Raw genomic sequence first — 14,034 nt, forward strand, 5'->3', positions numbered from 1 at the left:
AGCATTAAATCTTGCGTTCCTGTCCCTTAAACAGGTTGATAATATTTTGCCTGTGCCTGATCACAGCCATCAGGGCAACGACCAGACTCAGCCAGATCAAGATGTCAGAGTAGCCCATCACGAGCAGGGCGATCGGGATACTGCATGTAAAAATCAAAGAGCCGAGCGATACATAACGGGTAATGAAGATGAATAAAATGGCAAATACTCCTGCGATCAGAGCTGCATAAAAGACGAGCAGGGCCATGACACCCACGGTGGTAGCAATCCCTTTTCCACCGCGAAAACGCAAGAAAACCGGCCAATTATGCCCAACGATAGCGGCAATTCCGCTCAACATCATCACAATTTCATTCCCGTTACTCAAGAGAGAGCCGATGCCCACAGCTGCCATCCCCTTCAGGGCATCCAGCAAAAATACGATAATAGCCGGACCTTTCCCCAATACGCGGGATGTATTAGTCGCACCTGCGTTTCCGCTCCCATAATCGCGAATATCCACGCCTTTCAGGTAGCGGGTCAACAGATAACTGAAACTGACAGCCCCCAACAAGTAAGACAGAACAATGGGGGCTACCCAAGTCTGCAACATATCTCTACCTCTCCCTATCTATATAAGCTGAAGCCAGGTGTTGGCCAATATTGTCACACCAATTCCATTTTTTATCTTTTTTCGTTCAACTTATATCTTCGTTAAGAGTTCTTTTTCCTCAGCACAATCCTCATCGGGGTACCTTTAAATGAAAAGGAGTTGCGCAATTGATTCTCCAGATAACGCAAATAACTGAAATGGGCGAGCTCCGGATCATTGACAAACAGGACAAACGTAGGCGGCTTCACCGACACCTGCGTCGAATATTGCACTCGGAAGCGCCGCCCGCGGTCCGAAGGGGGAGGTGTCCGGAGCATCGCATCATGAAGCACCTGGTTCAGTACAGAGGTAGAAATACGCATCGCATGCTGCTCTGCAACTTCAGAGACTAGCGGTAAAATCTGGTGAATTCTCTGTTTCGTCTTCGCAGAGACGAACAGAATGGGGGCATACTCCATAAACTGAAAATGGTCTCGAATTTTTTGCTTAAAGCGATCCAGCGTCTTATCATCTTTTTCCACTGCATCCCATTTGTTTACGACAAAAATGGCGGCACATCCGGCTTCATGTGCATAACCGGCGATTTTTTTATCCTGTTCGGCAATCCCCTGCTCACCATCAATCACCACTAAACAGACATCAGAGCGCTCAATTGACTTCAGGGCGCGCAATACACTGTATTTTTCAATTGATTCGTATACTTTTCCACGCTTTCTAATCCCCGCTGTATCGACTAAAACATACTTCTGCCCTTCATACTCAAATGGTGTATCAATGGCATCCCGAGTCGTTCCGGCAACAGGGCTGACAATGACCCTCTGTTCACCGAGGATCGCATTGACCAGAGAAGATTTCCCGACATTTGGCCTCCCGATCAAAGAGACACGAATTGTATCCTCATCATACGCCTCTTCTTCTTTGTCGGGGAAATGGCTGACCAGAACGTCCAGCATATCCCCTGTGCCGGTACCGTGAATCGAGGATATGGGAATCACATGTTCAAACCCCAGTTGGTAAAACTCATAAACTTCGTCTTTGTGTTTGATATTATCAATTTTGTTGGCAGCAACGATCACCGGCTTGTTTGACCGATAAAGCAAGCGGGCAACTTCTTCGTCCGCCGAAGTGACCCCGTCCCGCCCGTCGACAACAAACAAGATCACATCTGCTTCTTCAATGGCTAACTCAACCTGATTTTTTATATGGTCCAATATCTCGTCCTGCTCGCCAAAATCGAGGCCACCTGTATCAATCAGATGGAACTCTCTTCCGTTCCATTCACTTCGACTATAGATCCGATCCCGGGTAATGCCGGGCTTATCTTCTACAATCGCAATCCGTTCACCGGCCAAACGGTTAAACATGGTTGACTTTCCAACATTCGGCCGCCCCACGATGGCAACAACGGGTAGACTCATAGAATAATCCTCACTTTTTAATCAAAATCTCTATAACAAAATAATCATTGCGACATACCTTATCTTATCTGTATTTAGCCCTTTAAGCAACCGCCTACGAATGGCGAACAATAATCATGGTATGCGGGTCTACTTCATGAGCCATACCGTCCAAAATCTTCTCCAGGACAAATGCTTTCCGGGTAAACTCCTCTTTTGTATCAGCAACAAAAACGGGAGCCCCACCGGCTATATGGTCAGGCTTTGTCGTTACAATGGCCAAAATCAGTTTTTCGATCGTTGTTCCCATCACTGTTTACCTCACTTGCTTTGCAATATTGCCTTCAGAAAACTGACCGGGTCTGCGCACGGCACTTTCCAACACAGGTACATATTGAATCACATGAATGGCTCTCTTCACATCTCTTTCCTGCGGCAGAATCAGCAATCCCAGTCTTCCGTCGTCTAAATCCCTTTTGGCAATCGGGACAAGTGCCGGTTCTCCCGTATCGCGAAACACACCCAAAATGGCGGAAACATCGTGCATAATCGCCTGCCGCTGTCCAAGATTGCCGATCGTAACCACACTGCTGGCATCTTTCGGTTTAATGATGATCCCGATCCCGTGTTCCAAAATGCGCTTTTTATTATCTTCCAGGCCAATATTCATAAGATAAATATCTTCTACAAACAGATTAGCCCCTTCTACCCTCAATTGCCCTTCAGATATAACTGCGATATCTTTGACCACTTTACCGGACATAAAATACCCGGTGATCCCGATCAGGATCACTCCTGCAATGATGCCAATCAACCAGCTGCGGGAAAGAATCACCGACAGGGAAGTGAGAATCGCTGAGAGCATGACCAAATAATTTCTACTCTCAAAAACTTTGGCGATCCCTTCAATATAGCTGGCGCCCCGCGGGACCAATTCCATCTCATCCAGCTTTGACAGCGTTTCTCTTTCCATATTGCGTACATCCCGAAACTGTTGGGCTGCCAGGGCGAGGAAGGTAACTGCTGTATAATCTTTTTGCAAAAGCGCCGGAACAGCTACTGCTCCCAGCGCCGAAGCGATCAGCCCCAGTGCCAGATGAGTGATATATCCATGCGGATAAGTGGGATATTGGCGATAATCGATCTGCAACATGCGCATTCGTGTCAAAATACCCATTATAACGCCAACGACAACCGCCCATGTATAAATGTGCATCTGCATAAGTATACTCCTTTTTCCTGACCCCTCAAATCAGTCTGTTTGAGAAACTGCAATGTTAAATAGAGCCGACCTTTCCTCTTTTTCTTATCCATTTCCCAAGTGTCCGAACAGAATAATGGAACATGAAAAGAGTGCTAATACAGATCCAGGCCGTATCCAGACAGTCAGCATTCCCGATTATCAAGGGTTTCAACATTTCAACATGAAAAACCAAAATCCAAAAATGAGTGACCATCGCAGCAGCAATCGTAAGCACTGCCTGCTCCTCAAATCTTCTCGTAAAACATACGGGAATCAACACCAGCAACAGAACGGCAGGTATGCGGAAAAGGGGATCAGCCCAATCGGTATCCACATGCTTCAGTTCATGCCACAAGAATAAGATGGAACCCAGAAACAAACTTAAGCTGAAGAAAGAAACAAGAAACTGCTTTCTGACTTTGCGAACAAAAACCCAGAACAACACAGCCAGAGGCAGAAAACCGGGATGAATTTGTACCATCATATGGTTTGGAAAGGCATGAAATCCAGTCAATACGGCCGCTGCACACAGAGTAAGCAGGATGATTGGCTTCGGATAGCCGATATCATCAGCCAACGCTGGAAACCAGCCGGTATAAATCAATATGAGAAATGCCAAAATGCACAACATGGCAGTGATGCCCGGATTCACTCTCTTCACCTCCTAGTCCTGGATTTTTTCCTAGTTTACATCAGAGTGTTTATTTTTAAGCACAAAAAAACCAGCCAAAGAAAAGAATTGGCTGGTTGCAAAAGATGAAACTGATTATTTCAAGTTGCGCAGTTCCGGGTAAACGTCTCCCAGTGTAACATTTAAACCGGCATTGTTGTTATTGTTGTTATCGAACTCTTCAACTTCCTTACGGGCCTCTTCCTGTTCAACTTCCTTGATACTCAGGCTGATGCGCTTTTGTTCCGGCTGCATGTTCAGTACTTTTACCCGTACTTCCTGGCCTTCTTCCAGTACCTCCGACGGAGTGGCAATATGGCGGCGGGAAATTTGCGAGACGTGTACCAGTCCTTCCACACCGGGATAAACCTCGACAAATGCGCCAAAAGATACCAGCCTTTTCACCTGTCCTTTCACTACATCCCCAGGTTGAATGCTTTTGGATACCTGATCCCACGGGCCTTCCTGGGTCTCTTTAATGCTTAAGCTAATGCGCTCATTTTCACGATCTACTTTGAGCACTTTCACTTTCACTTGATCTCCTTCCGAAAGTACTTCAGAAGGATGCCCGACACGGTGCCAGGCCAACTCGGATACGTGTACAAGCCCGTCAACTCCGCCAATATCTACAAATGCCCCAAAATCAGTGAGCCGTTGAACCGTTCCGTCCAGCACTTGTCCCGCTTCAAGGGAGTTGAGAGTTTTCTCCTTCTGACGGTTTGCTTCATCCTCTAATACTGCTTTGCGGGACAGGATCAGTTTATTTTTTTCCGGGTCGATTTCAATCACTTTCAAGGTGAGTTCGCGACCTTTATAATCGGAGAAATCCTCTACAAAATGGCGCTCTACCAGCGATGCCGGGATAAAGCCGCGAACTCCCACGTCGACAACCAGACCGCCTTTTACTACGTCAGCTACTTTAGCCGTTAAGGTTTCGCCCGTTTCAAATTTATGTTGAAGTTCTTTCCATGCTCGTTCTGCATCCACTGCTTTTTTGGAAACGACCAGTTTCTCTTCTTCATCATCTAAGCGAAGCACTTGTACTTCGACTTCATCTCCTGCACTTAACACATCAGAAATCTGGTCTACATGAAGGCTGGACAACTCGGAAATCGGCAATACTCCTTCAGTTTTGTATCCAACGTCAACGAGTGCCTGGTTATTTTCTACTTTTACAACCTTCCCTTTCACTACATCCCCGACCTGGAGAGAAGCGACTTCCGTAGATTTCATTTCTTCCGCCATGAACGAAAACCTCCTCGTATACCTACAAACTAATAACCATTTTTTATAAGTAAAGATCAAGACGAACAAGGTGAAGAAGTACACCCTTATTCAAATGATCATGTTACCTGTAAGTTTCCATTATTTGTTTGATCTGCTCCATCATCTGTTCAGTCACCGCACTGGCTGCTTCCGAATTCACTTTACCCTGGATGTAGGGAGAGACATCAATCGGCTTTCCAAAAACAATCCGGACGGGGCGAAAGAGCCGATAAGGTCCAATTATAGCCGTTGGAATAATGGGTGAATTCGTTTTCAAAGCGATCAGGGCAGCACCCATATGCGGTTTACCCGGCTCCCCCGTTTTTGAACGCGTTCCCTCAGGAAAAATCCCCAGCACCTTGCTCTCCTTCAAGATCCGGATGGAGGTTTTCAGCGCTTGCCGGTCACCTTCTCCTCTTTTAACCGGAAAAGCACCAAGCTTGGGAACGACAGAACCTAAAACAGGAGCACTAAACAATTCTTCTTTCGCCATAAAGTGAACTTTTCGCCGGATTGCACAGCCGATCAGCGGCGGATCCAAGTAGCTGATATGGTTTGCACAAACCACTACTGAACCCTCACTTGGAACATGATGAAGCCCATCTACTTTCCACCGAAAAAAAGTAGCAAAAATGATGCGAAAAAGCTGACGAATCCAAACATATAACATATCTTACTCCTCACCGCCCAATTTGTTCCGGCAAAGTTGAAGAATCACTTCTACGGCTTCTGAGATGGATTGATTTGTCGTATCGATTAAGATCGCATCCTCGGCTTGCCGCAGTGGTGCATACTGGCGTGTTCTGTCATTTTCATCGCGGCGGCAGATATCTTCTTTAAGGGATTCCAAATCAGCTGAAATGCCTTTATCCAGTAACTCTTTGTACCGGCGGCGTGCCCTCTCTTCAATGGAGGCGGTGAGAAAGATCTTTACATCGGCGTGAGGCAGGACATGAGTGCCAATATCTCTTCCATCCATCACAACACTTTGCCGCTCCGCAATTTCCTGTTGTTTTCTGACCAATGCCCGCCTGACTCCGGCCATCTTAGCGACTGTTGACGCGAGGGCAGTTACTTGCGGAGTACGGATCTCATCTGTTAACCGTGTCCCGTCCACACATATGCCTGCAGGGTCAAGAGCAAATGTCATCGATTCCGCCAATTGGGTGACAGCTGCCTCATCGGCTGCATTTACTTTTTCCCTGAGTAGTTTCCAAGCGATGGATCGATACATAGCCCCCGTATCTACATAAGTAATCTCAAGGTGATCCGCGACCCGGCGTGCTACAGTGCTTTTTCCGGCTCCCGCCGGTCCGTCAATGGCAACTAAAAAATGTTTCATTACCTGACAAATCCTCCCTCAGCGGGATGAAAAAAATTTATCGAGCAGGCCGTACCTGCTCGATGTTGGATGAACTTTATTCGATTTTACTCGATATCAAAGTACAATCCTTATCGAAAAAGCGACCCGTCAACCATGGAGTGATCTTCCAACTATGTATTTTTTCAACCCTGATTCACTCTTCGGTATAAATGCAAAGCCAATCTAGACCTATAGTCGGAGATTGAAATTTAAACCTGTTTAAAGAATAACATAATTCCGTCACAAATGCAATGAAAACAATTCTATGAGCCGGTTATATTATACCGGCTCATCCAGTGCTGAACACCCTAAACCTGATCAGCATCCCCTTTTTTTATTTTCTCAATAAATTCTTCGTCTCCAGTATTCGCGTTAATAAAGAGGCGATACTGGTCTTTTCCGATATTGCCGAGGAACTCATAACACAGAACCTCATCCCCCGCCTCATTGTAAATGACGGCCAGATTGCTTTTCTGCACTTTCAAACGCGGGCTTACCTCTTTTTTCGCCTCCGCTTCCGTCAGACGTGGTTTGAAGCTCCTGCGGCTGATCTTGTTAAATACATACTCATCTGCCTGCAGCCCCATAATTTCTCCATTGTCCATCGCAACCTTAACCGTAACAGTCTCAGGGTAAATATAAACCCCGTTTTCCCGGTGAACAAAGTTAAAAGTGGTAATATTGCCCACATCATCATAAGAGATCGGCACCATGTTTTTATAACCGATTCTGCGCAAAAAACCGGAAGCTCTGGCTTGCGCCTGTTCTAAGCTCAGTTTGCTTTGTTTGACAGGACGGTCATAATCCATCCAGACCATGTACCCGCCTTTGGTAGTCAGATCGGCATAGACCTCCTGGTTGCGATCTTTTGTAAAACGCACGCTGTAAGTCTGATAGTCTCCTTTTTTATTTAACGTGACTGACATACCCCGAGTGGACGGACGACCTAACACCTGAGCTGTTTTTCGTTTTGCCTCAGCAGGGGTAATATTCTTTCCTTGAAGCCGCTGGGCTTTTTCACGCTTGCGAACCTCCATATTATTGATGGTTGGACCCCAATCAACTTCCGGATACTGCTCCACTCTCTCGTTTACTTTCTTAAATCCGTCAATGATGGTGTTATCCATCTGCTTATCCTCACTGGCCAGTGCCATCTCAACATCCATCCAGCGCAGATTTTTATTCAGGGTGACTGTTTGTACTTTGTGCAAATCCCTGGTGATCTCCTGAGAACGATTATAAAGGGTCTGAAGCGTATTCCACTCTTTATCGGTCAAAGGTTCTTTCTCCAGATCACGCACCCCTACTTTATAAGAGAACTGACCGGTATTATGCACAAATTTTTCAGCTTTGTCAAAGGGCATCAACGTCATCGGCAACTGACCCAAATCACTTTGAGACGCATAGGCCAGACGCCAGACATTGGTCATACAATTAGATAATTGACTGCGGGAATTTAAAGCCAGCGTTTTTCCGATTTCATCCTGCAATTTGTCCATATGATAGTTTAAATCGTGAAACGCCCGCTGGTATTGGTTTTCCGCTTTGATTAATATTGAATTTTTATCCTGGTTCTCCTGGTATCCCCACACTGCCGTTGCCACAAGAGCAATGAGTGTGACCGGGAACAAGACGGCAGCCACTCTTCTATACATGGGTGAACCACTCCTTAGTCACAAAAAATATGTTTACCGATTCTTGTCCGCTGAGGACGGCTCCAGATCCATTTAGATGTAGCAGTAGCCGGATTGAAATAATAGATAGCCCCCCCAGTCGGATCCCAGCCATTGACCGCGTCCATCACTGCTTTTTTAGAAGATTCATTCGGCGTTAACCAGATCTGGCCGTCGGCTACAGCCGTAAACGCTCCTGGTTGAAAGATTACACCTGACACAGTTTCAGGAAATTTTTCATGTTCCAGCCGATTGAGAATAACCGCAGCTACGGCTACTTGACCCACATAGGGCTCTCCGCGGGCTTCGCCGTGAACAGCATTGGCCATTAACCTGATATCGTTATTTGAAAAGCCTCCGCTGCTTTTCCCGGCATTTGCCGCAGTGCCGATCGGGGCATCGCTGATTATTCCCAAACATAAACAAAGAAATATAAAAACACCTCTCTTTATCATTTTTCCAGCCAGCCTCCATTTTCCTATTCTTTTAGGTAGTGTGAGCGGTAATTCCAGGATTTATGCAAACAAAAAAAGGGCTTCACGCCCTCTTACAACTGCTCCTTTTGTACCTCAAAGTCATTTTCATTGTCACAAAGGCACCGTTTAAAACCGGTCTCCACCTTGCCCTTACGCATCTTTCCTTTTAACATGAAACGTTCGCCGCATTGTTTACAATGGATCGTTACCAGATAACGGCTATCTTCTTTCTTCATCTCACCACCGCCTTACCTTTCCCCTTTATTATTGACATTCATGCAGTGATTCCATACGATAAGTTTTGATTTGGTCAAAACGTATCAGTCAAGAATCTTGATAAAAAGAAAGGTGGAACAGACCGCCGTTCAGGCGGTACACAAACATGAAGAAAATCATTGTAATCACCACTGGCGGCACGATCGCCATGTCCGAAAATAAAGATTCACAAGGGGTAAAACCTCGTGACCCCAAAATTCTTGAATCAACTTTGCCCATGCTCTCCCATTACGGAGATGTGCATATGGAACATTTATTCAACATGCCAAGTCCGCATATTACCCCTCATGAAATGTACAGAATCGCTAAAGAGGCACAACAATATCTGGACCAACCGGAAGTGGCAGGAGTGGTGGTCACCCACGGGACGGATACATTAGAAGAAACAGCCTATTTCCTCGATCTGGTCATAAACAGTAAAAAACCGGTAGTTGTTACAGGAGCAATGCGCAGCTTAAACGAATTGGGAGCGGATGGTCCTTATAATCTGGTGAACGCTGTACGGGTAGCCGGTGATGAAAGAGCGGCTGATTTCGGGACCCTTGTTGTCTTTAATGATGAAATTCACCCGGCAAAAACAGTGACAAAGACACATACAAGCAATGTAGCCACCTTTCAATCCCCCGCACTGGGGCCTATTGGCTTAATTACCAAAAAAGAGATCATCTTTCACCGCACCTTACATCGAGAGAAATTGCTTCCCCTACATTCCCCCGTGCACCAGGTAGTGTTGATCAAAGCAGCAGCCGGCATGGATAGCTCCCTGATCGAATGGACCATTGAAAAAAAGGTTGACGGTCTGGTGATCGAGGCCTTCGGCCAAGGTAATCTCCCTCCCGCAATGTTACCGGGAATACAGAAAGCACTGGACCGGCAAATACCGATCGTACTTGTCTCCCGCTGTTATAACGGGGTGGTCCAGGATACTTATGAGTATGAAGGCGGAGGAAAGCAATTAAAAGAGATGGGCCTGATTTTTTCCAACGGAATTAACGGTCAAAAAGCGCGTATCAAGTTGATGCTGGCTTTACAGAAGAGCTGTGACCCCAGACAGTTACAATCTTATTTTCAAATATAAAAATGAGTCCCCGAGATTAGAGGCGGCCTGTAGACGAATATATGACGGGAACCCGTAAACAGATAGTCTATCCCATGGCGGTTATGATCCCAGGATTTGAAATATCTCTTCTTTTGCATGCATATTCATTAACGCTTTACGTATCCGTTGATGCATCAGCTTTCGTGACAAATGAGCTAAAAGATTGAGATGTTCTCCTTCCATTTCCTGTGGAACGGCAATGAGAAAAACCATTTTTACGAAACTATTCTCCCGATCTTCCCATAAAATCCCTTTTTCATTTCGCAAAAAACAAATGACGGGAGCACGAATACAGGCTGCCTGGATATGGGGAACGGCAATTTTGTAGCCAATCGCCGTGGAAATTTGTTCCTCCCTGGCGAGCAAGCCGTCCCTGAATTCTTTTTCATGATCAATGAATTGCAAATCCAATAAAATTCGTGAAAAATAATCAAACACTTCTGTACGTGTTCTTACATTCACATCCAAAAATATGGAATCCGCTTTTAAAATGTCACATAATTCCATCTTCATTCACCTTGCTTCTATCTGTTTTTGAGGTTGTTGCATCCTCCTTGACTAAAGTCAATGTCTGCGACAAACCCTTTCTAATCATTTATCTACATCATTGAACACGGTAATTCCTGTTTAAAAGAGCAGAAGCAGAAAACAAAAATTTTAATGCTTTAGATCACTAACTATAAAAAAAGACACCCGTGATATCACTAATGTCAATATGCCGAAAGGCTTCGTTTGTACAAGCGGAATTGCGTTCAAACTTTGCATTTCTCTTTTTGTTTAAGGTCATTGGCAATGAGATGTCCATGGAAGCGGCCGTTTTCGATAAAGATTTTAGTTGAATCATGGCCAGTAGCAATCACACCGGCAAGGTATAAACCAGACACAGTTGTTTCCATCGCCTCTGAACAGACCGGGGCGCCTGTTTGCGGATTGATTTCTCCGCCCAACTGTTCAATAAACTGGAGGTTGGGACGATAGCCCGTCATGGCAAACACGGTGTCCGCAGGGATCTCTAAGATTTCCCCCTCTTTCTCAATAACCACACTCCTTCGTTTGATTTCACGAACCTCACTTCCCCAGTGCATGCCGATTCGCCCTTTTTCAATAGCACTCTCAATCAACGGTCTCACCCATGCTTTTACACTGGAATGAAAAGCTGTTTTGCGATAAACCATCGTTACCCTGGCCCCTGCCTGCTGCAACTCGAGGGCTGTATCTATCGCTGAGTTTCGTCCCCCAATCACAACCACTTCCTGGTCCGCAAAAGGATGGCTGTCGTGGAAATAGTGGTGTACATGCGGAAGGTCTTCTCCCTGAATGTTTATCAGATTCGGGGTATCATAATAGCCTGTTGCCAGAATAAGATAACGCGTCTGATAAGACTTTTGCCCTTCACGGCCCTCAGTGATTACCTGAAATCCTTCAGTCAAACGATCCACCCGGGTAACTTCTTCATAAGTATGAATATCCAGTTCATGAATCCGAACAACTGTGCGAAAATATTTTAAAGCCTCATGCCTTGTTGGTTTTTCATTAATGGAGATAAACGGAACACCCCCGATTTCCAGTTTATCCGGTGTGCTGAAAAATTGCATGGACAAAGGATAATGGTAAATGGAATGAACCAGGCACCCTTTTTCAATAATCAGCGGTTGAAACCCTTGCTTCTTCAGCTCGATCGCTGCGGAAATCCCGCATGGCCCGGCTCCGATAATAATGACATCTTTCACGGCTGTCACACCTCCCGTTGCAAAAGAAAAACACCCTGGGGTGGGGGTGTTTTTTTATATAAATCATCTTTATTATACTATACCCAACCGCGGAAGCGTGATGCTTCAGCCATTTTTCTTACCCCAACCATGTAGGCAGCAAGACGCATATCAACCCGGCGGTTTTGCGAGGTCCGGTATACATTCTCGAATGCACGTACCATGATATCTTCAAGCTTTTGTTCCACTTCATCTTCAGACCAGTAATAACCCTGGTTGTTTTGCACCCATTCAAAATAAGAAACGGTTACTCCTCCGGCGCTGGCCAAAACATCCGGTACCAGCAAAATACCGCGTTCATCCAGAATACGTGTCGCTTCCAGGGTGGTTGGACCATTGGCAGCTTCCACAACAATATCTGCACGAATACGATGGGCGTTTTTGGCAGTGATCTGGTTTTCAACAGCAGCGGGTACCAAAATATCGCACTCCAGCTCCAACAGCTCCTGGTTGGTAATCGTATCTTTAAACAGCTTGGTTACCGTACCAAAAGAATCACGCCGGTCAAGCAAATAATCAATATCCAGACCATCCGGATCATGCAGGGCTCCATAGGCATCAGAGATTCCGATCACTTTGGCACCGCTGTCATGCATGAATTTGGCCAAAAAGCTTCCGGCATTCCCAAATCCTTGAATGACCACCCGTGCCCCTTCCATGCTTAACCCCTTTTTCTTGGCAGCTTCACGGATCATCAGGGTCACTCCTTTGGCAGTCGCCGTTTCGCGGCCGCGGGAACCGCCGAGTACAAGTGGTTTACCCGTAATGAACCCTGGGGAATCAAATTCGCGGATCCGGCTGTATTCGTCCATCATCCAGGCCATGATCTGCGAATTGGTAAAGACATCAGGGGCCGGTATATCCTTGGTTGGACCAACCACCTGGCTGATCGCTCTTACATAGCCACGAGACAGGCGTTCCAATTCACGGAAGGACATATTGCGCGGATCACAGACGATCCCCCCTTTCCCTCCTCCATAGGGAAGATCAACAATACCTGCTTTCAAACTCATCCAAATTGACAGCGCTTTCACTTCCGATTCTGTGACATCCGGATGGAAGCGCACTCCACCTTTGGTAGGACCCACTGCATCGTTGTGCTGGGCCCGGTAGCCGGTAAAAACTTTTACTGTTCCATCATCCATGCGAACAGGGATCCGAACAGTTAAAACGCGAAGCGGTTCTTTTAATAAATTATAAACCGGGTCCGGATAGCCCAGCTTATCCAATGCTTTTTTAATCACAGTTTGAGTTGAAACCAGGACATCCAAATTTTCCTGCTCTTCCGGTTGATGACCCGTTGCAACTGATTGTTGTTCCATCCTGACCACCTCAAAAAATATTCCTAGTAAAAATAGTTATTAATCCCTAAAAACACATTTCAGTATACAATATTAAACCTGATTTAGAGAACCTATTTTGGCCAATCTTTTTTTAAACGACGGAAACCGTAGTATAATAAGCTTGTATCCTACACACAGAAAGGACTCACCACTTATGGTTAGCAAAATCATGTACATATTTGCTCACCCTGATGATGAAACCTTTACCTGCGGAGGAACAATCGCCCATTTCGCCGGTACAGGATTCACTCGTCAAATTTTATATTGCGCCACGCACGGAGAAGCGAGTAAAACGGGAAACCCTCCGGTTTGTGCTCCCCACGAGTTAGGAAACACCCGCCGGGAGGAATTACAAAGAGCTGCCCGTATCCTGGGAATTGATCAACTGATTATTCGGGATTACGGAGACGGACGTTTAGATCACCAGCCATTTCTGGTACTGGTGCAAGATATCCAGCATGTATTGGTGCGTGAGAATCCCGATCTCATTATCACCTTCCCGCCATCAGGTATTTCAGGCCACAAAGACCACAAAGTTATCCAACAAGCAACTCTTGAAGCGGTGAGAAAAACCTCATTCCCTACCAAACTTTACTATATAGTTATACCAGAATCAATCGTTCATTTTTTGGGCCGTTCCGTTTCGGCCGTTCCCGACCGGTCGGTTTCCTTGAAAATAGATGTGACTCCCTATCGTGGAAAAATTGCAGATGCATTAAAACAGCATCGAAGCCAGCATCTGTCCGTGGAAAAAGTGTTCCCCGGTGTTTTACAGGGAAAATTGGATCGATTGAGAACCCATGAATATTATCAGCTGGTCCTTGAGAGATAGCAGGGAACATTAAAACACGCGCCACTTGAAGGCGC

The 14,034-nt window shown here is 45.8% G+C and carries 15 protein-coding genes and 1 pseudogene; 2 read left to right on the plus strand and 14 right to left on the minus strand.

The features are described 5' to 3' along the window. Positions 1-4: 4 nt before the first annotated feature. The 11 genes and pseudogenes from plsY to I8U27_RS14395 form a co-directional block, all read right to left on the minus strand. On the minus strand, positions 5-592 hold the full coding sequence (gene plsY, locus I8U27_RS14345) for a glycerol-3-phosphate 1-O-acyltransferase PlsY (protein ID WP_181753257.1): 588 nt from the start codon (positions 590-592) through the stop codon (positions 5-7). 101 nt (positions 593-693) lie between these two features. Beyond that, positions 694-2,010 carry a ribosome biogenesis GTPase Der gene (der, locus tag I8U27_RS14350; protein ID WP_181753259.1) on the minus strand — a complete coding sequence of 439 codons (1,317 nt, stop codon included), beginning with the start codon at positions 2,008-2,010 and terminating at the stop codon, positions 694-696. 94 nt (positions 2,011-2,104) lie between these two features. Continuing rightward, on the minus strand, positions 2,105-2,299 hold the full coding sequence (locus I8U27_RS14355; RefSeq protein WP_181753261.1) for a capping complex subunit for YIEGIA: 195 nt from the start codon (positions 2,297-2,299) through the stop codon (positions 2,105-2,107). Positions 2,300-2,305: 6 nt separating this feature from the next. Then, positions 2,306-3,205, minus strand: coding sequence for a YIEGIA family protein (locus I8U27_RS14360; RefSeq protein WP_181753445.1), 900 nt, complete (start codon positions 3,203-3,205; stop codon positions 2,306-2,308). A gap of 61 nt (positions 3,206-3,266) precedes the next feature. Then, the gene (locus I8U27_RS14365) at positions 3,267-3,884 is read right to left on the minus strand and encodes a hypothetical protein (RefSeq protein WP_181753263.1); all 618 of its coding nucleotides are present in this window, start codon (positions 3,882-3,884) and stop codon (positions 3,267-3,269) included. Between the two features lie 114 nt (positions 3,885-3,998). Further along, a complete protein-coding gene (gene rpsA / locus I8U27_RS14370; RefSeq protein WP_181753265.1) occupies positions 3,999-5,147 on the minus strand; it encodes a 30S ribosomal protein S1 in 1,149 nt (382 codons plus the stop codon). A gap of 103 nt (positions 5,148-5,250) precedes the next feature. Beyond that, on the minus strand, positions 5,251-5,838 hold the full coding sequence (locus I8U27_RS14375) for a lysophospholipid acyltransferase family protein (RefSeq protein ID WP_181753267.1): 588 nt from the start codon (positions 5,836-5,838) through the stop codon (positions 5,251-5,253). A 3-nt stretch (positions 5,839-5,841) separates the two neighbouring features. Further along, complete coding sequence (gene cmk / locus I8U27_RS14380) at positions 5,842-6,510, minus strand: (d)CMP kinase (protein WP_181753269.1); 669 nt, start codon at positions 6,508-6,510, stop codon at positions 5,842-5,844. A gap of 329 nt (positions 6,511-6,839) precedes the next feature. After that, positions 6,840-8,186: a germination protein YpeB gene (gene ypeB / locus I8U27_RS14385; RefSeq protein ID WP_181753271.1), complete on the minus strand. Its 1,347-nt coding sequence runs from the start codon at positions 8,184-8,186 to the stop codon at positions 6,840-6,842. A gap of 14 nt (positions 8,187-8,200) precedes the next feature. Beyond that, a pseudogene (locus I8U27_RS14390) lies at positions 8,201-8,560 on the minus strand (cell wall hydrolase); the annotation flags it as partial. 191 nt (positions 8,561-8,751) lie between these two features. Then, a complete protein-coding gene (locus I8U27_RS14395) occupies positions 8,752-8,916 on the minus strand; it encodes a hypothetical protein (protein WP_181753272.1) in 165 nt (54 codons plus the stop codon). A 146-nt stretch (positions 8,917-9,062) separates the two neighbouring features. Here I8U27_RS14395 and I8U27_RS14400 point away from each other — a divergent pair, with 146 nt between their 5' ends. After that, positions 9,063-10,034: an asparaginase gene (locus I8U27_RS14400; protein ID WP_181753275.1), complete on the plus strand. Its 972-nt coding sequence runs from the start codon at positions 9,063-9,065 to the stop codon at positions 10,032-10,034. Between the two features lie 81 nt (positions 10,035-10,115). Here I8U27_RS14400 and I8U27_RS14405 read toward each other — a convergent pair whose 3' ends face one another. The 3 genes from I8U27_RS14405 to I8U27_RS14415 form a co-directional block, all read right to left on the minus strand. Then, a complete protein-coding gene (locus tag I8U27_RS14405; protein WP_181753277.1) occupies positions 10,116-10,568 on the minus strand; it encodes a PTS sugar transporter subunit IIA in 453 nt (150 codons plus the stop codon). A gap of 239 nt (positions 10,569-10,807) precedes the next feature. Continuing rightward, positions 10,808-11,785 carry a YpdA family putative bacillithiol disulfide reductase gene (locus I8U27_RS14410; RefSeq protein WP_181753279.1) on the minus strand — a complete coding sequence of 326 codons (978 nt, stop codon included), beginning with the start codon at positions 11,783-11,785 and terminating at the stop codon, positions 10,808-10,810. Between the two features lie 77 nt (positions 11,786-11,862). Beyond that, the gene (locus I8U27_RS14415) at positions 11,863-13,146 is read right to left on the minus strand and encodes a Glu/Leu/Phe/Val family dehydrogenase (protein WP_181753281.1); all 1,284 of its coding nucleotides are present in this window, start codon (positions 13,144-13,146) and stop codon (positions 11,863-11,865) included. A 175-nt stretch (positions 13,147-13,321) separates the two neighbouring features. On the opposite strand from I8U27_RS14415, the gene I8U27_RS14420 reads away from it, so the two are divergent. Next, the gene (locus tag I8U27_RS14420; protein ID WP_181753283.1) at positions 13,322-13,999 is read left to right on the plus strand and encodes a PIG-L deacetylase family protein; all 678 of its coding nucleotides are present in this window, start codon (positions 13,322-13,324) and stop codon (positions 13,997-13,999) included. The last annotated feature ends 35 nt before the right edge of the window (positions 14,000-14,034 follow it).

The sequence above is a fragment of the Paenactinomyces guangxiensis genome, assembly GCF_016055185.1.
In the GTDB taxonomy this organism is placed as follows: Bacteria; Bacillota; Bacilli; order Thermoactinomycetales; family Thermoactinomycetaceae; genus Paenactinomyces; species Paenactinomyces guangxiensis.